We start from the raw sequence: 20,816 nt of genomic DNA, 5'->3' as shown, positions 1-20,816 counted from the left end.
ATGCAGGCGGCGCGCAGGTCCATCATCCTGCCATGAACGATCAGGTCCAGTTCCACGCCATGCCGGACGGGCGCAAGATCGCCTTCCGCCACGCCGCAGGCAGCGGCCCGGCCGTGGTCTTCCTGCCCGGCTACATGTCCGACATGGACGGATCGAAAGCGACCGAGATCCATGGCTGGGCACAGGCCCAGGGCCGCGAGTGCCTGCTGATCGACTATTCCGGGTGCGGGCGCAGCGATGGCGACTTCGCAGATGGCACGCTGTCGCGCTGGCGGGACGAAGTCATCGCCCTGGTCGAGGCGCATGTGTCAGGGCCCGTCATCCTCGTCGGGTCCTCCATGGGGGGCTGGCTGATGCTGCTGGTCGCGCAGGCCCTTGGCGACAGGCTGCAGGCGATGCTCGGCATCGCTGCCGCGCCGGACTTCACCGAATGGGGATATGACGCAGCGCAGAAAGATGCGCTGGCGCAGGGCGAGACGATCTTCGAAGACAATCCCTACGGGCCCGAGCCGACGCCGACGCATGCCGCTTTCTGGCAGGACGGGCAGGCGCAGCGCCAGCTCGCCGCGCCCATCGCGCTCACCTGCCCGGTGCGCCTGCTGCACGGGCAGCGCGATACGGATGTGCCGCACGGCATATCCCTGGCGCTGGCGGACAAGCTCTCTTCCGAGGATGTCGAAGTAACACTGGTCAAGGACGGCGATCACCGCCTCTCGCGCCAGCAGGACATTGCCCTGCTCCTCTCCACGCTGGAGCGGCTGGCATGATCGGCGCGGTGCTTCTCGCTTTGGCGCAGGCTGCACCGCTGCCGCAGCCTATCCTCACACCGGCGCAGGCGCGGCTGGAAAGCTGCCTGCAGACCGCGGCTGTCGATGCCACCACCGCGCTGGTCGAGGCCGCCGAATGGCAGGAAGGGACCGTCGGGACGGAACGCAGCTACGCGCTGCAGTGCCAAGGTCAGGCGCTGGTCTTCCTGCTGCGCTGGGATGCGGCGGCACAGAGCTTCATCGCTGCGCGCGACGCCCGGCTCGCCAGCTCTTTCGATGCGCGGGCTCGGCTTGGGGCCATGGCGGGCAATGCCTTGCTCGCAAGCGGCGACGCCGAAGCGGCGCTGGTCGCGCTCGACCAGGCGCGCGGCGATGCCATGACGTGGGGTGATGCCGTGATGCTGGGCGGGATCGAGGTGGACCGGGGCCGCGTCCTCGTGGCGCTTGGCCGCCCCGTCGACGCCGCAGCCGCATTGCTCGACGCACGGCGCAATGCTCCGCAAAATCCCGAGGCCTGGCTGCTGTCCGCAACACTGGCGCGGCGGCAGGACGACCTGGCCCGCGCCTCGGGATGGATCGGCACCGCGCTGGCGCTGGACCCGCGCAATCCGGACATCCTGCTGGAGGCCGGACTGATCGATGCGCTGCTGGGCAATGACGAGCGCGCCCGCGAATACTGGGCCGCCGCGCGGCAGCTGGCTCCCGGATCGCAGCAGGCCGAAACCGCCGCGCAATATCTGGCGCAGCTGGACGGGGCGCCTTGATCGGGGGGCCCTCCACTATGACCAAGGCAACGTGCCGGTTTTGCCTGTCGGGCGAAAAGGGGCTGTTGGCGCAGGTGAAAATTGCCTAGGGGCGCACGATAATTCTATCGCGGTGAGCGAATGTTGCACCGCAACATGGGAGGCTGGGCCATGGCGGCTGGCAAATCGGCAAAGAGCGATACGGCAACATCCGAACTGGAGGGCCTGGCCAGGGAATTGCGCGGCCGGATCGGCGAATCGCTGCTGCCCGGGGAGCCCGTGCCCGAAGGTGCGAACCTGGACGCGGCGGCGCAGTTCCTGTTCGCCGCTGCCGAAAAGCGCGAGTCCGAAGACGCCGTGATCCATGTCGATACGGCGGCCGGCACCGAGGCAGCACGCCGCTTCATGCGCATCGCCATCGTCAATGACGACATGCCCTTCCTGGTCGATTCCATCGCCATGACGATCGCCGACCAGGGGCTGGCCATCGACATGCTGGTGCACCCCATGGTTTCCGTCCGGCGCGACAAGAAGGGCACCCTCACCGCCCTGCCCGGCCCGGAAGAGAAGGGCGAGAAGACCGAATCGCTGATCTATATCGAGACCGCCCGCGTGGACGCGAAAGAACGACGCGCCCTGGAGCAGGCGCTGGCCACCACCATGGGCGATGTGAACGCCGCCGTGGAAGACTGGCCCCGCCTGCGCGAAGCCATGCTGGAAGATGCCGACCGCGTGGCCGATGGCGAAGGTGCCGCGCTGCTGCGCTGGCTGGGCAGCGGCATGCTGACGCAGCTTGGCCACATGACCCGCAACCGCGAGGGCAAGCGCTCCGGACTGCTGGGCATCTGCCGCAAGAGTGCGCGCGACCTGCTGGCCGAGGAAACCTACGAACGCGCCTTTGCCTGGTTCGAGGAGCACGAGGGCGGTCACGGCCGCGCGCCGCTGATCATCAAGGCCAACCGGCTGAGCAATGTGCACCGCCGCAGCCCGCTGGACATCTTCATCGTGCCGGTGGTGGAAGACGGGAAGGTCACCGCCCTTTCGGTCCATGCCGGCCTCTGGACCAGCGCCGCGCTTAACACCCCGCCCGAAGAAGTGCCGGTGCTGCGACGGCAGGTCGAAAACATCATGGACCGGTTCGATTTCGCGCCCAAAAGCCATGATGCCAAGGCCCTGCTCCATGCGCTGACCGTGCTCCCGCACGACTTGGTGATCGGCTTCACCGAAGACGATGTCAGCCGCGTCGCCACTGCGATGATCGGCGTCGGCGACCGGCCCAGGCCGCGCCTCGCCCTGGTGACCGCGCCGCTGCAGCGCCACCTTTTCGCCTTCGTCTGGCTGCCGCGCGATCTGGTCTCCACGGCGCGCCGCCAGCAGATCCAGAGCCTGCTGGAAGACGGTGCAGGCGGCGAGACGCTGGAGTGGAACCTGGTGGTCGAAGGCGGCAGCCTGGCCATGCTGCGCTTCGTGCTCGACATCCGCGATGCCGGCTCCGTGCCCGACGACGATGCGCTGGACCGCAAGTTGCAGGAATTGCTGCGCGGCTGGGGCGATGCGGTAGAACAAGCCCTGCGCGAGCATGAGGAACCTGGCCGTGCCGCCGCTCTCGCCAGCCGCTTCGCCAACGCCTTTCCCGGCAGTTACCGCGAAGTCTACGGCGCAGAGGAGGCTGCTCGCGACATCGAACGGCTGCACACGATCGCAGGCCGCGACGACTTGGCAGAAGGCCGCGATGCGCGCCTCTACCACCTCGACGGTGACCCCGAAGACCAGCTGCGCCTGAAGATCTACCAGCGCGATGGCACGATGGCCCTGTCCGATGCCGTCCCGGCGCTGGAGAATTTCGGCCTTAGTGTATTGAAGGAAATCCCCACCACCCTGCGCGGCGGGGAAAGCGGGACGATCCACGATTTCACGCTGGGCCTGCCCAGCTGCGCCGGCGCGCGGGACGCGCTCGCCCGCGCCGACGTGATCGAACAGGCCATCGTGGCGGTCCTGAACGGCCGGGCGGAAGACGACGTCTTCAACAAGCTGGTGATCGGCGCGGAGCTAACCAGCTGCGATGCGGACTGGCTGCGCGCGATCTATCGCTACCTCAGGCAGGGCCGCATGGCCTTCACGATTTACACCGTGGTCGATGCGCTGATGGCCAGCCCGCATGTCACGCGTAATCTGGTGTGCCTGTTCGCCACACATCACGATCCCGATTTCGATGGCGACCGCGAAGAATCCGCTGCGGGCTGCGAGGACGAGATCCGATCGGGCCTGGCAAAGGTTTCCGCCATCAACGAGGACCGCTTGCTGCGCCTCTACTGGTCCACCATCAGCGCGGTGCTGAGGACCAATGCCTTTGCGCCTGCTGCCGAGGAAGCGCTGGCTTTCAAGTTCGATTCCACGCTGGTGCCCAACCTGCCCAAGCCCGTGCCTTGGCGCGAAATCTTCGTCTATTCGCGGCGGCTCGAAGGCATCCACCTTCGTGCGGGCGCGGTGGCGCGCGGGGGCCTGCGCTGGTCCGACCGGCGCGACGATTACCGCACCGAAATCCTGGGCCTGATGAAGGCGCAGCGCGTGAAGAATGCCGTCATCGTGCCAACCGGCGCGAAGGGCGGCTTCTATCCCAAGCAGCTGCCCAACCCGGCCGAAGACCGCGATGCCTGGTTCGAGGAAGGCAAGGAAGCTTACCGCATCTTCATCCGCACGCTGCTGTCCGTCACCGACAATATCGTGGACGACAAGGTGGTGCATCCGGACCGCGTGGTAATCCGCGACGGGGACGATCCCTATTTCGTGGTCGCCGCCGACAAGGGCACGGCCAGCTTCTCCGACGTGGCCAATGCCATTGCCGAGGAGCGCGACTTCTGGCTGGGCGACGCCTTCGCCAGCGGCGGCTCCAACGGATATGACCACAAGGTGATGGGCATCACCGCGCGCGGCGCGTGGCTTTCCGTCCAGCGTCACTTCCTGGAAATGGGCGTGGACGTGCAGACTGACGAGACCACCGTGGTAGGCTGCGGCGACATGTCGGGTGACGTGTTCGGCAACGGCATGCTGCTGTCCAAGACGCTGAAGCTGGTGGGCGCTTTCGACCACCGACATATCTTCATCGACCCCGATCCCGATCCCGCAGCCAGCTGGAAGGAGCGCAAGCGCCTGTTCGAAATGGGTCGCTCCAGCTGGGAAGATTATTCCAAGGACGTGATGAGCAAGGGCGGCGGCATTTATCCGCGCCACGCAAAATCCATCAAGATCAGCAAGCAGGCGGCCGATGCTTTGGGCACGGACCAGCGCGAATTCGACCCCGAAACGCTGATCTCCACCATCCTGAAGGCGCCGGTGGACCTGCTGTGGTTCGGCGGCATCGGCACTTACATCCGCGCCGAGCGCGAGAGCGATGCGCAGGTGGGCGATCCGGCCAATGACGGCGTGCGCGTGACGGGCGAGGAGCTGCGCGTGAAGGTCGTGGGCGAAGGCGCCAACCTTGGCGCGACGCAGGCCGGACGTATCGAATTCGCGCTGCAGGGCGGGCGCATAAACACCGATTTCATCGACAATTCGGCCGGCGTGGACTGCTCTGATAACGAGGTGAACATCAAGATCGCGCTGACCGCGGCGCGCAAGGCCGGGCGCCTGTCCGAGGAGCGGCGCAATACGCTGCTGCAGGATATGACCGAAGAGGTCGCCGAGCTGGTGCTGGAGGATAACCGCCTGCAGGCGCTGGCGCTTTCCATCGCCCAGCAGGGCGGCGCGGGCGCGGTCGCCAGCCAGATCCGCCTGATCGAGACGCTGGAAGAAATCGGCGGGCTGGACCGGCAGACCGAAGGACTGGACCACGCCGAGGGGCTGGCCCGCCGGGCAAGCGAGGGCGTGGGCCTGACACGGCCCGAACTCGCCGTGCTGCTGTCGAGCAGCAAGCTGGTGCTGCAGGACGCGGTCGAGCAATCCGACCTGGCCGATGACGAGGCGATGGTGCCTTACCTCGTCGGCGACTTCCCCGAGCCGCTGCGCAGCGAATTCGCCCGGCAGCTGGAGAACCACCAGCTGCGCAAGGAAATCATCGCCACGGTGATCGCCAACCGCGTAATCAACCGCATGGGCCTGGTCCATCCCTTCGAATTGGCCGAGGAAGAAGGCGCCGGCCTGGACCAGATCTGCGCAGCTTTCGTCACCGCCAGCCAGCTGCTGGGCATGGACCAAATCTGGGCCGAACTGGATACGGCAAAGATGCCCGAAGATGCGCGCCTCGCGCTGTTCGACCGGGCCGCCCGCAGCCTGCGCGGGCACATGGCGGACCTGCTGCGCATTTCCGGCACCATCCAGCCAGGCGACGTGATCGGCACGCTGGGCACATCCATCGGCAAGCTGAACGAGCAGGTGGACGATCTGCTCGCCCCGCAGGCGCGCGATCATGCCTCTGCCATCGTGCAGGAGCTGGAAGAGATCGGTGCACCGCGCAAGCAGGCGCATTCGGTCGCCAATCTCTACGCCATCGACGGGGCCATCGGCCTGGCGCAACTGGCGGTGAAGACGGAGCTGGCGCCCACGCTGCTGACGCGCGCCTTCATCGACCTGGGCGAGCGGCTGGGCCTGGACTGGGCGCAATCGCGGGCCGCGGTGATGAACCCGTCCGACCCGTGGGAGCGGCTGCTGGTGGCGGGCCTTGCGCGCGATTTCCAGCAGATGCGTTTCGAGTTTCTCTCCAGCCTCGCTCGTCGCAAGGCCGGGAAGGACGACATGGAAGGCGCCATTGCCAGCTGGGCGGAAAAATACGCCATCCCCATCAAGCAGTTCCGCGCATTGATCGGACGGGCGCAGGCGGCCAGCCCGCTTGCCCCGGCCATGCTGGCCCAGATCGCCAGCCAGGCGCGCAACCTCCTGCAGCGATAAGGGCACGCCGCGCATCGCCGGGCTTGACGCAAGGGCGATGCGCGGCAACCACTTGCAGACATGAGAACATGCGATGTCCTGATAGTCGGCACCGGCCACGGCGGTGCGCAGGCTGCGATCATGCTCCGCCAGCTTGGCTTCAAGGGCTCCATCCGAATGGTCGGGCGCGATCTTGCCATGCCGTATGAGCGCCCGCCGCTGAGCAAGGAATACCTCGCCGGCGACAAGCCTTTCGAGCGAATCATGGTCCGGCCCGAAAGCTTCTGGGCGGAAAAGGACATTCGCCTCCACCTGGGCAGCGCGGTGCGCAAGATCGACGCGCGCAAGCGGCGTGCGGAGCTGGGCACTGGCGAGGAGATCGGCTTCGACAAGCTGATCTGGGCCGGCGGCGGCGATGCGCGGCGGCTGCCCATTCCCGGCGCGGAGCTGGAAGGCGTGCACTGCGTGCGCGACAAGGCACATGCGGACCTGCTGCGCAGCGAGCTGGACGCAGGGCGCAGGCGCGTCGTCGTGATCGGCGGTGGATATATCGGGCTGGAAGCAGCCGCCGTGCTGCGCAAGTCTGGCTGCGAGGTAACCCTGCTGGAGATGCAGGACCGCCTGCTGGCCCGCGTCGCCGGGGATGAGCTGTCGGGGTTTTACCTGGAAGAGCACCGCAGGCAGGGCGTCGATATCCGCCTGTCGACCTGGGTCGAGAAGCTGGACGGCGACGATACCCGCGTCACCGGCGTGGTGACCGATGCGGGCGAGACCATCCCGTGCGATTTCGTGGTCGCCGGCATTGGCATCGTCCCTGCCGTAGGCCCGCTGATCGCGGCCGGGGCTGCCGGGGCGAACGGCGTGGACGTGGACGAACATTGCCGCACCAGCCTGCCGCACATCTATGCCGTGGGCGACTGCGCGGCGCACGCCAATCCCTATGCCGCGGGCGAGGTCATCCGGCTGGAAAGCGTGCAGAACGCGCATGACATGGCCAAGACCGTGGCCCGGCACATCACCGGTGACCCGCTGCCTTACGACGCGCTGCCGTGGTTCTGGTCAAATCAGTACGATCTGAAATTGCAGACCTGCGGCCTCTCCTTCGGCCATGACGAGACCGTGCTGCGCGGCAGCATGGAAGAACGCAGCTTCAGCGTCACTTACCTGCGCGAAGGGCGCGTGATCGCACTCGACTGCGTGAACCGGGTGAAGGATTATGTCGCGGGCAGCAAGCTGGTGGCAGAGCGTGTGAGCGCCACAGCCGAACAGATCGTGGAGGCTGAAAGCCTTAAGGAATTGCGCTAGGCCTCACTGAGGCGTGCAGCTGCCCAATCCGCCGCTTCCGCCACCACCGGGTCGGGATCATCCCGCAGGGTCTCCACCATGGCCAGCAGCGCGCCATTGCCGCTGTTGCCAGCCGCGACCAGGCAATTCCTCACGAAGCGGTCCCGCCCGATACGCTTGATCGGGCTGCCGGAGAATTTCTGCCGGAAGCCCGCATCGTCAAGCGCCAGCAGCGCGGCGAGGTCGGGTGCCACCAGCTCCTCTCGCGGCACGAAGGCTTTGTGGCGCGCCGCGCTGTCGGCAAACTTGTTCCACGGGCACACGGCCAGGCAATCGTCGCAGCCATAGATGCGGTTGCCCATTGCCTCGCGGAATTCGTGCGGGATGGGGCCCTTCAGCTCGATGGTCAGGTAGGAGATGCAGCGCCGCGCATCGACCACATAGGGCTGCGGGAAGGCGTCCGTCGGGCAGGCCTGGTGGCAGGCGGTGCACGATCCGCAATGGTCGGCCTCCGCCGCGTCCGGCTCGAAGGCAAGCGTCGTGTAGATCGCGCCCAGGAACAGCCAGCTGCCATGCTCCCGGCTGACGAGGTTGCTATGCTTGCCCTGCCAGCCGATGCCAGCCGCCTGCCCCAGCGGCTTTTCCATCACCGGGGCGGTGTCCACGAAGACCTTCAGCTGCGTTTCGGGCGCCTGTTCCACCAGCCAGCGGGCGAGCGCCTTCAGCGCCTTCTTCACTGTGTCATGATAATCGCGCCCTTGCGCATAGACGGAGATGCGGGCCTTTGCCCCGTCTCCCTCCAGCGCCAGCGGGTCGGCATCGGGCGTATAGGCCATGCCCAGCGCAATGACGCTCTTTGCCTCGGGCCACATGCTGGCGGGGCCCTGCCGCACATCGGCGCGGTCTTCCATCCACGCCATATCGCCGTGATGGCCCGCCTCCAGCCATTCATGCAGGCGGCGCGCACGCTCCGGATCGTCGGCCGCATGGGTGAAACCGACCGCTACGAAGCCCAGTTCACGCGCCTTCTCCCGCAAGGCTTCCTGCAGGGCGGCAATAGGCTGATTTCGCGCCATCTTACGCCTTGCCCCTCCGGCCCCGCGCTGTGTAGGCGTGTTGCATGGACGCAGCGCTAGGCCAACGGGCCGCATCTCACAACACACCAGCCACCCCGCGCCTTGCCATAGAGGCACGCGGGCTGGTCAAACGCTTCGGCGGCACGCTGGCCGTGGACGGGGTGGACCTGTCCGTGCCCGAAGGCGCGATCTACGGCATCCTGGGCCCCAATGGCGCGGGCAAGACGACCACGCTGCGCATGCTCCTGGGCATTATCGACCCGGACGAGGGAGAGCGTTTCCTGCTGGGCCATGCGCGCCCGCAGGAAATCGCCGGCGCGGTGGGTTACCTGCCCGAAGAGCGCGGCCTGTACCCCGCGATGAAAGCGCCCGACGCCATCGCCTTCATGGGCGCGCTGCGCGGCCTGCCCTTGGCCGAAGGGCGCAAGCGCGGCATCGCCATGATGGAAGAGTACGGCCTCGGCCACGCGGTGGATCGCCAGATCCGCCAGCTGTCCAAGGGCATGGCGCAGACCGTACAATTGCTGGGCACGCTGGTGCATGAGCCGCGACTGGTGGTGCTGGACGAGCCCTTCAGCGGGCTGGACGCCATCAACCAGGGCAAGCTGGAAGGTCTCATCCGCGACCTCGCCGCCAAGGGCACGACGGTGATCTTCTCCACCCACGTCATCGCCCATGCGGAGCGATTGTGCGAGCAGATCGCCATCATCGCGGGCGGCAAGGTGCCCTATGCCGGCGACGTCGACGAGGCGCGCGACCGCATCCCGGCGCAGGTCCGGCTGGAAGTGGCGCAGCGCGAGGGCGAATGGCGCAAGGCCCTGCCGAGCGATTACCGGCGCGAAGGCGACTTCTTCATGTTTTCCCTGCCCGATGACGGGGTGGAGCCGCTGCTGCGCGCCCTGATCGAAGGGGATGCGGGCATATTGTCGCTCTCCATCGAGCGGGCCGGGCTGCACGATGCCTTCGTTGCCATCGCGGGCGAGGCAGCCGCGCGGCAGCTGGAAGCCGACCAGGCAGCAGGAGTGGCGGCATGAGCGATCCCTTCATCGATGCCAGCGGCAATAAGCCAAAGGCGCGGCTGTCACTGCTGCAGGCGGCATGGGTTATCGCCCGGCGCGATTTCTTGGCGATCCTGTTTTCCAAGAGTTTCTTTTTCTTCCTCCTCGGCCCGCTGTTCCCGCTGGTGGTGGGCTTGCTTGCCGGCGGAATCGGCAGCACGATCCGCGACAGCGCGGGCGCACCGCAGGTTGCGGTAGTCATGGCGCCTGGCGATGCGGCGGCGATGATGGAGGGTTATGACGCCCTCAAGCGCCAGATGGGACCGGACCGCCTGCCCGATTTCGTGGTGCGGCCGGACCTGATGGCCAGCCAGTCGGACACCATCGCGCTGCTTGAATCCAGCGAGGGCAATCTTGCCGCCGTCATCTCCGGCAGCCCGCAGGCTCCCGTGCTCACCGCCACGCCGGAACGGCTGCAGCGTTACCGCGGCACGGTGGCGCTGGTCGCCTCCATCGCGTCGGGCAAAGGCCCTGCGGATTTCCCGCCCGTCTCGCTGCAGGCCGCCGCGGGCAGCGGTGCAAACCAGCAGGATGCGCAGCGCGCCACAGCCATTGCGGGCCAGACCGTATTGTTCCTGCTGATCATGCTGCTGGCGGGCATGGTGCTGTCCAATTTGGTCGAGGAGAAGGGCAACAAGATCATCGAGATCCTGGCCGCCGCCATCCCGCTGGACGCACTGTTCCTGGGCAAGCTGTTCGCCATGCTGGGCGTGTCTCTGGTGGGGGTCGCCGTCTGGGTCGCGGTGGGTGCGCCCATCGTCTATTTCGCGGGTGCCGCCATCCCGGACCTGCCGCAGCCCGGCGTGGGCTGGCCTGCCTTCATCCTGCTGGGCGTTGCCTATTTCGGCATGGGCTACCTCCTGCTGGGATCGCTGTTCCTGGCCATCGGCTCGCTCGCGACAACGGTGCGCGAGGTGCAGACGCTGTCCATGCCCGTGACCATGGCGCAGGTTCTGCTGTTCTTCTTCGCCAATTACGCCCTGGCCGAGCAGGGCACGATGGTGGAGTGGATCGCCATTGCCTTCCCGCTCTCCAGCCCCTTTGCGATGCTGGCGCAGGCCGCCACGCAGGAAGGGTATTGGCTGCACGCGCTGGCGCTGGCCTGGCAGGCCATGTGGGTGTTGATCGCCGTGAGGCTGGGATCCGGCCTGTTCCGGCGGCGCGTCATGCAAAGCGGGCCCGCCGTGAAGGAGAAGGGCGGCAAGGGCATGCTCGCCCTGCTTGCCGCGCCGTTCAGGAACGGTTCGCGTGCCGGCGGGTAAATCCCGTGTGATGACCCAAAAACAGATCAATCGCCGCGGTGTGCTGGGCTGGCTCGGAGCCGGCAGCGCCTTCACCGTGCTCGCCGCCTGCGGAGGCTCCCCCGCCGAGGCCAAGAATTTCCCCGTCAAGCTGACCGCTGCCCAGTGGCGCAAGAAGCTGACGAAGCAGGAATTCTACGTCCTGCGCGAAGCGGGGACGGAGCGGCCCTACACCTCCCCCCTCAACAAGGAAAAGCGCGCCGGGACCTACGTCTGCGCAGGCTGCGGCAACCGGCTCTATTCCTCCAGGACGAAGTTCGAGAGCGGCACGGGCTGGCCCAGCTTCTACGCCGCCATCGACAAGGGCGCGGTGGGGACCAGCACGGATTACAAGATCGGCTATCCCCGCACCGAAGTGCACTGCGCCGATTGCGGCGGACACCTGGGCCATATCTTCGATGATGGACCCAAGCCGACCGGCCAGCGCCATTGCATCAATGGCGTCGCGATGGATTTCAAGCCGGCATAAGCCGGCGGGGGATTCCAAGCCGGCTTAATCCCGCCCATTCCTGACGCGCCAGACGCGGAATTGCGGCGGCGCGCCGATATCGACCGGCTCCAGCCATTCCGGCGTGCTGCCCCGCAACAGCATCGCAGCGAAGCCCCGTCCGTTCGCCGTCCGGTATATCTCCGGTTCCGCAACATCGCTGCACAAGGCGACATAATCGGCCCCGCGCGCCGCGATTGTCTTTCGCGCCTCTTCAGGTGACTGTGTAAAGGCGCCGATCACGTCGGCCATGGCGTCATTCGCGCGGTGATGGCTGGTCGCCACGACGCTGTGCGAAGATCCCAGCAGGATTGCAGGCCCGAGATCGAGCGGCGCAAACACCGTTCCGGTCGGCAGGCTGTCCAGCTTCCGTGCGCTGCCCGTCACGTCGCAGGCCGAGTGTGCCAGGCTGAGGATGGGCGCAGCTCTTTCTCCCGGTGCTGGATCGCCAACCGGGGCATCCTTGCCGCCCGAGCCAATGCGCTCGGCAATCAGGAATGGCGCTGCAGGCAGAAATACCAATGTGAGAAGCGCCGCGAGAGATAGCTTGGAAATGGCACGCGTAGCAGCAGATATCCGCTCCAGCAGTCCGGCCGCCAGCATGCCGAGGATAGGCAGCGCGAGGAGCTGCGCAAAAGCGACCGAACGCCAGGTGAGCAGCGCGGCAAGCACAGCCAGGGCGAGCAGCAGCACATGGTCCACGATGGCACTGCGCGCGGGGCCGCGAGATCTCGCGGCCAGCACGGCGCCCACCGCCAGTGCGACGGCCAGCTGCGCCAGTGCGGGCAGCGCCTCCGTCCAGTCCTGACGCCAGGCGGGCATGCCCTCCGCGATGTTCGCGTACCAATATCGCTGCACCAGCGGGTCGAGCGATCCGAAGGGTGAGCCCACGCATTCGGGCGCTTGCATGGCAAACACGGCGAGTCCCGCAGCGCCGCCCACGGACAGCACGCCAAGCCAGACGAATTTCGATGCCGAGCGGGACAAGCCCGCAGCCAACGCCGTGATCGCGAAGAATGCGATGTGCGGAAGCGAAATCGCATCGCAATAAACCACCAGGTCTCCCGGACCGCGCAAGGCCAGGAACAGCCCGATCATCGAGATGGCCAGTCCGGACAGGTAAGACGTCAGCCAGCGGCGGCCTTCGCCACTCCGCAAGCCGCGCAGCAGGAAAACCAGACCAAATGCGGCGGCGAGCGGCAGGAGCTCGATGGACACGAGCAGCCCGGCGGCCATCGACAGGCCGGCCAGCGCGCCGCCCATCCGCGCCGAGCGCATGCTTGAGGCCGCCATGGCCAGCGCCACCAGCGCAATCTGCCAGCCATGGTGATCTATCCGCAGCGGTTGCAGCTGGAACACGATCATCGGCATGAAGCCGGTGAACAGCGCGGCAAGGATCGCCGCCTGCCGCCCGAACATCCGCCGCGTGGCCACTCCGACGGAGGCAATGGTCACCCCCAGCAGCAGCAGCGGCACGATGAGGGCGGCCGCCATCTCCGCCCCGGCCTGCCCCAGCAGTGGTGTCAGCATGGCTATCAGCACAGCAAGGGGCGCGTCGACAAGGCGGGACCAGTGCATCGGCGTCCCCTCCGGCGGGGCGATGCGGTATTGGGTGAGATCGAACCAGCCCTGGCCTGCCAGCAGGTCGCGCACCTGGATCAGGCGCAGCGTATCGTCGGGATCGGGAAAGCGGCCCAGCCGGATATTCGCCAGCGCGCCCAGCACCAGCAGCGCAGACAGCCCCAGCCAAATGAGGAGGAGAGGCAGCCGGAGCCCGCGTCCTTGCCGATCGCTTGCCACTGCCCGCCCCTCACCGGAACACGATTTGCTTGCGCAGCCAGTATGTCGTGCAGAAACTCACCCCCACGGCCAGCACCTTGGCCAGCCGGGGGTCCCAGCCGCCCGCCTGCCCTGCGGCCACGATCAGCGTGGTCAGGCCAAGGCCGACCAGCGCCGACATAACAAACAGCGCCTTCTGCCGGTGCCTGCGAGAGCCGCGCTCCGCGGCATTGTCCGCGAACACCGCGCGGCTGGACAGCAGCCAGTGCGCTGCCATGCCGAGGGAATAGCCACCGGCCGCAGCGGGCGTTGCCGCCACACCGACCTGCAGCATGGCGAGGAAGCTGCCGAAATCGACCGCCAGTGCGCCCGCGCTGGCGAGCACGTATCGCACGAAGCGGATATCGCCCATGCGCGAGGCAAGCGATCCGATGCTGGTGAGGCTCACCGCGCGCCTCCTCAGGCGACCTTGCGCGTATCCGCGCCCGCCGCAACATTCGTTTCGGCAGCAGGCTTCACCCGCTCCGGCACATCGCGCAGGGAGGCAAGCGCGGCGGCCTGGTCTTCGGACACTTCGCGGCGCGGCAGCGCACGCTCGGCGCCCTCGTCCCCGGCTTCATGGTATTCGGCATCTTCATTGACGCACCAGGTGTCATAGACCCGCTCGCCGGCGAGGATATTCTCCACCGTCAGCATGGCGGTCATCATCGCGTGGTCCTGGTTGTTGTAGCGGTGCATTCCGTTGCGGCCCACAAGGTGCAGCGTGGGGTGCCTGTGTTCCAGCTCGCGGCGCATTGCCTCCACATTGGCGGCGTAATCCTCGTCATAAACGGGGTATGCCTTGGGCTGGCGCACGACGACCCCGCCCTTCACGCGGGCAGGATCGAGCAGGCCGAGCGTCTTCATCTCCACTGTGGCGAGATCGACCAGGGCCGCGTCTTCCATGTCCCACAGGCCGTCACCCTCGAAGCAGAAATACTCCAGGCCGATGCAGGCCATGTCTTCGTCCGGAATTAGTTCGGGCGACCAGCTGCGGAAGTTCTGCACGCGGCCGACCTGGACCTTGGAATCGTGGATGTAGATCCAGTTGTCGGGGAACAGGTCTTCGCCTTCCACCATCAGCGCGACGGTCAGGAAATCGCGGTAATTAAGCTCGGCCGCATTCAATCCTGTGTCCGGCAGCGGGTGCAGGCGGCGGCCCAGCTCGCGCATGGGGGCGGAGCTGATGGCGTGGTCTGCCGCAATCACCACCTCGCCGTCAGCTGTGGTCGCACTCATGCGCCACCCGCCACGGCCATCGGCGGACAGCTGCTTCAGCGAATGGCCCATCAATACGGTGCCGCCCATTGCCTCGATCTTGTCGCGCGCGGCTTCCCACATCATGCCCGGGCCAAGGCGCGGGTAGCGGAAGTTTTCCAGCAGCGTCTTGGCCTGCATGCCGTCATTGGGTTTCTTGTTCAGGCCAAGCGAACGCTTCAGCCCGTCCACCACCGCGCTCCAGAGCGAGAGGCCCTTGATGCGCTGGGCGGCCCAGTCCGCGCTCATCTCGTTACACGGCATGCCCCACACCTTTTCCGTGTAGGTCTTGAAGAAGATGGAATAGAGCTTCTGCCCGAACTGGTTGATCGTCCAGTCCTCGAAGCTCTTCACATCCTTCTTCGGGAACAGCTTGAACCAGGCATAACTCGCCATGCAGTGCGCCGAGCGCAGCAGGCCCAGATTACGCAGCGCCTCGAAGGCGCGCAGCGGGTAGCTGTAGAACTTGCCCTCGTAATAGATGCGGCTCATGCGCGGGCGTTCGATGAAATCGTCGGGCAGGATCTCGTTCCACAGGTCCACGACAGCCGCGCTCTTGGAAAAGAAGCGGTGGCCGCCGATATCGAAGCGATAGCCTTCGTGCTCCACCGTGCGGCTGATGCCGCCGACATAGGTCTCGTCCTGCTCGATGATGACGACGGACTTTCCAGCCTTGGCCAGCAGGTAACCCGCCGTCAGGCCCGCAGGTCCTGCGCCGATGATCGCCACATCCGCGCGGCGCTCGCCCCCTGCCGTGCCGCCGATATCCGCCTGTTCGAAAGCCATTCTTCACCCCTGGTCGCGTGTCTTGTCCGGGAGTGAAGGAAATTGGTTAGGAGATGGTTAAGTCCGCGCGGCCTGCGGCGGCCTTATCGGAATTCCAGCGGGAAGGCCTGCACCTGCGCGGCAAGGCGGGCCAGCTGCGCAAAGGTCAGCACGTCATCGAACACCAGGCCATATGTGTCCTCGTGCCGCCAGCGCACATTGGCTTCCAGTTCCGGCAGCGTCTCGGCCTGTACCCGCAGGCGCTGGTCGATCGACAGGCGGTACGATGTGACCACGCTGGCGCCCTGCTGCGATATGTTGCGGATTTCCGCCATGTGCTTGCCCTGGCAGTCCACCAGTTCCACGCCGAAGCGGATGTTCAGGCGCAGCGGGCGGCGCGGCATGTTGCCGACGCCTGCGATCAGTTCGGCCAGGTCCACTTCGCCGGCAAAGCGGAAACCGGCACGCTCACCGCTCTGCCACACGGGCAGCAGGCCATGGCGCGTGCCATCGGCCATTTCCAGCGCCAGCGCCTTCTGGTCCGGCAGCGGGTGGAACAGCTTAACCGCCACGCCCGTGTCCGAAATGTCGCGCACGACGCACAGCATCTCGCCCCGGCGCGCCACCAGCTTGGCAGTGCGCATCATGGGCGTAAAGCGTTCCGCCCCCCGCTGGTCCACGGAGGCGGACATCTCCTGATGACTGTCAAAACCGGTCGGCATACTTGCCATGGACGTGTGGTTCCCTGTCTGGGCCATGGTGGCATCCTGCTGCGAATATCCATCGATTGCCCGCAGAGGCCTTACAAACAGCCCTAACCGCAATTAGGGATTTGCCCGTGGTTGGCTGCGCGCTGCCCGCCGCCTGCCCCGCAGCATCGTAAATATTTCGCGCCGCGGGATGGGCAAAAGGGGCATGGAGCCGCTAAGCGGCTGTAAGCATGAGCGGCCGCGTCCACACTTTCGACAGCTTGCCGGAAATGAAATCCGGCTCCGCCCCTGCCGCGGCGCGGGCTGGCGAGCCGGCGCGCGAAAGGCCGCTGATCGGCCTGATACGCAACACCCGCAGCCATCTGGAAGGCGGTCCGCTGCCGGTAGAAGGCCTGGGCGCGGACGTGATCTCGCAGGTGCCCGACCGGCGCGAGCTGCTGCACGGCGTGCTGCAAAGCTTTGCCGACCGGCATGTCGATGCCATCGCCATTTCCGGCGGTGACGGGACCGTGCGCGATGTGCTGACCAGCGGCATGGCCGTGTTCGGGCATGACTGGCCGCCCATCATCCTGCTGCCATATGGCAAGACCAATGCGCTGGCCTGCGACCTGGGCCTGGCGCGCAACTGGGCGCTGCCCGATGCGATCCGTGCGCTGCAGGGCGGCAAGACGTCGCAGCGCAAGCCGCTGGTCGTGGCCGATGCGCAGAATGCCGCCGCGCGCGTGGTGGGCTTCGTGATCGGTGCGGGCGTGTTCACCAACATGATCGAACTGGGCCAGCGCGTGCACGGCATGGGGGCCTTCAACGCCTTCGCCGTGGGCATGACCACTGTGTGGAGCGCGCTGCAGATCGTATTCGGCCGGGCGGAGAACCGTTGGCGCCAGCCCGTCGGCATGCGAATCGTGGTGGAAGACGGCCAGCCCCTGCCGCACCGCGAGGAGGACAAGAATGACGGCGATACCGCGACGCGTTTCCTGATGTTCGCCTCCTCGCTCAAGCACCTGCCATCGGGCATCGCGCCCTTCGACCATGTCTCCGGCCCCATCGGCCTGGCGGCGATCGACCGGATGACCGCGCGCCTGATGCCGCTGATCCTGAAGATGCTGCGCGGCGGCCAGTCGGACCGGGCGCAGGAAAACGGCATCCACATCGTGGGCGCGGACGGCTTCGCCTTTTCCTGTGAGAAGCCCTTCATCCTCGACGGGGAAGCCTTCCCGGCAGGCGATTACGAGGTTGATACCGGCCTGACCCTGCATTTCGTGGTCCCATGACGGGGCCGCACGGCGCGGCGCCTTCCCGCGGCATCCAGCCCGAGGTGCGCGATATTGCCGGGACACTGGCGCGCGAAGCCAATGCGCTTGCCGTGCTGTTCTACGGATCGAACCTGCGCACCGGATCGCTCGAAGGCGTGTTGGACTTCTATGTCCTGACCGGCGGCGCGCGCGAGAAAGGCATCTGGCCGCGCGTGTCCTACCGCGAGTTTGACCAGGCCGATGGCACCAGGCTGCGGGCAAAGATTGCCACGATGAACATGGCGACCTTCGCCCATGCCGCCAGCGGTACATCGCGCGACACCACTATCTGGAGCCGGTTCGTCCAGCCTTGCGCTGCGATCTGGACGCGCGATGACGCGGCCGCCCGGAAGCTGGAGGCAGCGCTGGATGACGCCGCGCAGACTGCCGCGCTGCTTGCGGCGGCGCTCGGCCCGCCATCCGCGCCGGAGCGCGCTTATTGGAAGGGCCTGTTTCGCGCCACATACAAGGCAGAACTGCGGGTCGAGGCACCGGGACGCGAGGCGCAGATCCTTGACGTCAATGCCAGCCATTTTGACGGACTGCTCGCCCCCGCGCTGGAACGTGCGGGCGTACCCGTTTCACAGGAAGGCGATATGCTGCATGTCACCATGGCGGAGAAGCGAAGGGCCGAAGTGCTGGCCTGGTGGAAGAAGCGCCAGCGGCTGGGCAAGCCGATCAACCTGCTGCGGCTCGCGAAAGCGACGACCACCTTCGAAGGGGCTGCGCGCTACGGTGCGTGGAAGCTGGAGCGCCACAGCGGCATCGCGCTGGAGATGACGCCCTTCCGCGAGCGCCACCCGATATTGGCGGCACCCGGCGCGGCGCTGGAATACTGGCGAAAGAAGCGCACCCGCGCGGCGTCCGAAGACGCCTAAGCGCGCTTACATCGCGCGGTCACATATACCGCATCTTGATGGTGATGCTTTCCACGCCGTCGACCGTGAACCGCGTCTTCTTGTAGCTCGGCTTGCCAAGGTTGAAGATGTTGATGCTGGGGTTGTTCGACATCGCGCCGCCATCCTCGGAAATGTCGGTCTTGCCATTGCCATTGGCGTCGTGGCGCACGGCGATCCCGTAAACACCGGCGCCCGGGGTCGGCATGCAGAAACTCATCGTGCCGCGGCTGGCCGGAACTTCGATCCGGTTGATCCAGCGGCCCTTAACCAGCCAGTCCGCCTTCGTACCGTTGTACAGCTGCAGGCGCACCTTGCCGGTGGAGCTCTTCACGCCCGTAACCGTCACGCGCACGGCGGTGCCGGAGTTGCATTTCGACATGGAGTTGGAGATCGTCTGGCCATAGGCGGTCGGCGCAGCAGCAGCCGGGATCGCCGCCCCGGCAGCCATCGCTGCGGCTGCGGCAAGCGCGATCGCGCCCTTGGAGAGAGTGTGAGTCGTCATACAAAATTTCCCTGTGTTGGACTGCCGTATGCGGCAAACGCACTGAATATGCGCTGAATTGGCTCAGGCCGCCGCATCGTTGCGACCCTCCACCCAGCGTGCAAACCGGCTCACCATGACCGCCCCCGGCAGGGCATGGAGCAGCTGCGCCGCGACGCGCGGGTCCGCCGGGGCATGCTGCGGCCACTGGCGCAGCAGGGTGCGCGCCCGCGCCGTATCGACCAGCGCCGACAATTGGGGGTGCGACTCGATATCAGCGATTGCCGCTTCGATCTCCGTGCGCCGCGCTGAAAGCCCGGCAAAGCGCCCGGCATTGTGCAGGCCGATCCGGCGCTCCAGCCGCTGGCTTTCCGGCATGCGTCCCTTGGCCAGCTGCCGTGCCAGGAACCGCGTCTGCCCTCCGCGAACGAACTGGCTGGTGGGGAGGCCTGCGCAGAATTCTATCAGCGGGCGATATGCCAACACGTCGCGCTGGCGGATGCCGAAGACCTGTTCGAACCCGTGGTGTTGCTCCGTGCCCATATCCATGCCGAGCCAGAACCGCTCCAGCCACTCGCGGCGCGAGGCGGGCCATTCACCCGTCTGAAGATCGCCCACGCGCTGCGCCCGCGCGCCATGGGCGGCAAAGGCAGCACGCGTCATCAGGCTGCCTCCGCGCGCGATGTAATCGGGCGATCCGTGCACCAGCTGGCGGGCCATGCGGCGAAGGGCGCGCGGCAGCAGCGGCAGCAGGGAGCGGGCGGCAAGGCGGCGGGCGAAACTGCGCGCATCGTCCGCAGGAGGGTTGCGCGTCAAGGCGGCCAGTTCACCCCATTTGCCGGATTTCAGCAGTTCCACATGCGCCCAGCGCGCATCTTGGCTGATCGTGTCATTGCCGCAGGCCGCGTCCAGCACCCAGTCGCAGCCATCCTCCGCAGCCGTGCGGTAGCAGCCGTGATAGGCGGTGGACGCCATGCGCGCCGCAGGGCCGGTATCGGTCGCGGCAAAGAACGCCTCCGCCCGGGCATCGAAACCGCCGCCTGTATCCTCCACGAAGCGCGGATCAAGGCGGGGATGCATGGCGGCAAAGGCCTCCACAGCCTCCCGCTCGTCCAGCACCATGCCGGGACGGCGGTCGGACAATACATTGGCTGCGGGCACGAAGGTATAGCTTCGCAGCCTGCCCTCGTCCGGCATGGCGCCCAGCAGCGCATCGGCCACCAGCGCGCTGTCGAGACCGCCGGACAGCATCAGCCCGGGCCTCGCTGACCGTGCCAGCGCCGCCTCCGCCGCCTCGTGCAGCAATTTATCGGCCCGGCGCTGGTAATCCTGATCCGTCGGTAGCCTTGTCTCAGGCAGCGCATGCGGATCGTACCATGTGTGTGAAATTGCAGCTTCGCCCGGGCGCAGCGTGACGATTGTTCCCTGCGGCACGCGCTCCACACCCTCGTACCAATAGCCGCCTTCATCGTCGAAAATGCCCAGCAAGGCGTCGGCCAGCTGGTCGCGCTTCGGCACGCGGCGATGGCCTGCCGCAAACAGGATGCGCGGGAGCGATGCGGCGGCGACGGCGCTGTCATCACCTGCCCAGAACAGCGATGGCCCGCCCCAGGGGCTGCGCGAGAGGCGCAGCGTAGCGTCCGGCAGGCGGCAGATCGCGGCGTAGGAACCGACCGCCACCCTGTCTGCGCCCTCGCCGAAGTGTTCCACCGCGTGCGCAAACAGTAGCGCATCGGGCGTATCCGCCGCGCATTCCAGCAAGCGAGCGAGTTCCGCCCTGTTGTCCAACCAGCCTTCGAGCAGGCACAGAGTGCCATCAGGCGAGATCGCGGGCGTCCAGCCGCGGCGCGCCGGCTGGCGCGGGCCGCGAAGCTGGGCGGCGATACCCCCCTCCACGGCAATCTGGTCGGCAGGCCCGCCTGCGAACACGCCAAGCGATGCGGCAATGTGATCGGGCCGTAGCCAGCTGCTTGTTTCGGAAATCCGGAGGGCGAGCGCAATCATGCCGGGCCAGC

At 66.7% G+C, this 20,816-nt stretch carries 16 protein-coding genes; 9 read left to right on the top strand and 7 right to left on the bottom strand.

Features of this window, described 5'->3' with window-relative positions:
* Positions 1-32 precede the first annotated feature (32 nt).
* From A6F65_RS02715 to A6F65_RS02700, 4 genes are all read left to right on the top strand, one after another.
* Positions 33-767: an alpha/beta fold hydrolase gene (locus A6F65_RS02715; RefSeq protein ID WP_067789850.1), complete on the top strand. Its 735-nt coding sequence runs from the start codon at positions 33-35 to the stop codon at positions 765-767.
* Positions 764-1,531, top strand: a complete 768-nt coding sequence (locus A6F65_RS02710; RefSeq protein WP_067785692.1) for a tetratricopeptide repeat protein — start codon at positions 764-766, stop codon at positions 1,529-1,531. The genes A6F65_RS02715 and A6F65_RS02710 overlap by 4 nt, the downstream gene beginning before the upstream one ends.
* Positions 1,532-1,681: 150 nt before the next feature.
* Positions 1,682-6,394 carry an NAD-glutamate dehydrogenase gene (locus tag A6F65_RS02705; protein WP_067789847.1) on the top strand — a complete coding sequence of 1,571 codons (4,713 nt, stop codon included), beginning with the start codon at positions 1,682-1,684 and terminating at the stop codon, positions 6,392-6,394.
* A 60-nt stretch (positions 6,395-6,454) separates the two neighbouring features.
* Positions 6,455-7,678, top strand: coding sequence for an NAD(P)/FAD-dependent oxidoreductase (locus tag A6F65_RS02700; protein ID WP_067785689.1), 1,224 nt, complete (start codon positions 6,455-6,457; stop codon positions 7,676-7,678).
* Here A6F65_RS02700 and queG read toward each other — a convergent pair.
* Entirely contained in the window at positions 7,675-8,733 is a 1,059-nt protein-coding gene (queG, locus tag A6F65_RS02695) for a tRNA epoxyqueuosine(34) reductase QueG (protein ID WP_205631897.1), read from the bottom strand. The two genes, A6F65_RS02700 and queG, sit on opposite strands and share 4 nt — an antisense overlap.
* A 44-nt stretch (positions 8,734-8,777) precedes the next feature.
* On the opposite strand from queG, the gene A6F65_RS02690 reads away from it, so the two are divergent.
* From A6F65_RS02690 to msrB, 3 genes are read left to right on the top strand one after another with little or no spacing between them, the layout of a single operon-like run.
* The gene (locus A6F65_RS02690) at positions 8,778-9,767 is read left to right on the top strand and encodes an ABC transporter ATP-binding protein (protein ID WP_067785686.1); all 990 of its coding nucleotides are present in this window, start codon (positions 8,778-8,780) and stop codon (positions 9,765-9,767) included.
* The gene (locus A6F65_RS02685) at positions 9,764-11,053 is read left to right on the top strand and encodes an ABC transporter permease (protein WP_067785684.1); all 1,290 of its coding nucleotides are present in this window, start codon (positions 9,764-9,766) and stop codon (positions 11,051-11,053) included. Before A6F65_RS02690 ends, A6F65_RS02685 begins: the two co-directional genes overlap by 4 nt.
* 10 nt (positions 11,054-11,063) lie before the next feature.
* Positions 11,064-11,561 (top strand): peptide-methionine (R)-S-oxide reductase MsrB, encoded by a 498-nt coding sequence (msrB, locus tag A6F65_RS02680; protein WP_067785681.1) that lies wholly within the window; start codon positions 11,064-11,066, stop codon positions 11,559-11,561.
* Between the two features lie 24 nt (positions 11,562-11,585).
* Here the strand turns inward: msrB and A6F65_RS02675 are convergent, their stop codons facing one another.
* From A6F65_RS02675 to A6F65_RS02660, 4 genes are all read right to left on the bottom strand, one after another.
* Positions 11,586-13,379: a hypothetical protein gene (locus A6F65_RS02675; RefSeq protein ID WP_083989168.1), complete on the bottom strand. Its 1,794-nt coding sequence runs from the start codon at positions 13,377-13,379 to the stop codon at positions 11,586-11,588.
* A 10-nt stretch (positions 13,380-13,389) separates the two neighbouring features.
* A complete protein-coding gene (locus A6F65_RS02670) occupies positions 13,390-13,806 on the bottom strand; it encodes a GtrA family protein (RefSeq protein WP_237164869.1) in 417 nt (138 codons plus the stop codon).
* A gap of 11 nt (positions 13,807-13,817) precedes the next feature.
* Positions 13,818-15,440 carry an NAD(P)/FAD-dependent oxidoreductase gene (locus A6F65_RS02665; protein WP_067785678.1) on the bottom strand — a complete coding sequence of 541 codons (1,623 nt, stop codon included), beginning with the start codon at positions 15,438-15,440 and terminating at the stop codon, positions 13,818-13,820.
* Positions 15,441-15,523: 83 nt separating this feature from the next.
* Positions 15,524-16,150, bottom strand: a complete 627-nt coding sequence (locus A6F65_RS02660; RefSeq protein ID WP_067785675.1) for a PilZ domain-containing protein — start codon at positions 16,148-16,150, stop codon at positions 15,524-15,526.
* Positions 16,151-16,359: 209 nt separating this feature from the next.
* On the opposite strand from A6F65_RS02660, the gene A6F65_RS02655 reads away from it, so the two are divergent.
* Positions 16,360-17,400 (top strand): diacylglycerol/lipid kinase family protein, encoded by a 1,041-nt coding sequence (locus A6F65_RS02655; protein ID WP_067785672.1) that lies wholly within the window; start codon positions 16,360-16,362, stop codon positions 17,398-17,400.
* Complete coding sequence (locus A6F65_RS02650; protein WP_067785669.1) at positions 17,397-18,299, top strand: hypothetical protein; 903 nt, start codon at positions 17,397-17,399, stop codon at positions 18,297-18,299. Before A6F65_RS02655 ends, A6F65_RS02650 begins: the two co-directional genes overlap by 4 nt.
* A 19-nt stretch (positions 18,300-18,318) precedes the next feature.
* On the opposite strand, the gene A6F65_RS02645 is transcribed toward A6F65_RS02650, so the two are convergent.
* Together A6F65_RS02645 and A6F65_RS02640 are read right to left on the bottom strand one after the other, a co-directional pair.
* Positions 18,319-18,822 (bottom strand): DUF2141 domain-containing protein, encoded by a 504-nt coding sequence (locus tag A6F65_RS02645; protein WP_067785666.1) that lies wholly within the window; start codon positions 18,820-18,822, stop codon positions 18,319-18,321.
* A gap of 63 nt (positions 18,823-18,885) precedes the next feature.
* A complete protein-coding gene (locus A6F65_RS02640) occupies positions 18,886-20,805 on the bottom strand; it encodes an asparagine synthase-related protein (RefSeq protein WP_067785663.1) in 1,920 nt (639 codons plus the stop codon).
* Between the last annotated feature and the right edge of the window lie 11 nt (positions 20,806-20,816).

The organism is Paraurantiacibacter namhicola (assembly GCF_001687545.1).
Lineage (GTDB): Bacteria > Pseudomonadota > Alphaproteobacteria > Sphingomonadales > Sphingomonadaceae > Paraurantiacibacter > Paraurantiacibacter namhicola.
The sequence above is the reverse complement of the archived record's forward strand: the minus strand, read 5'-3'. Positions and strand labels throughout refer to the sequence as shown.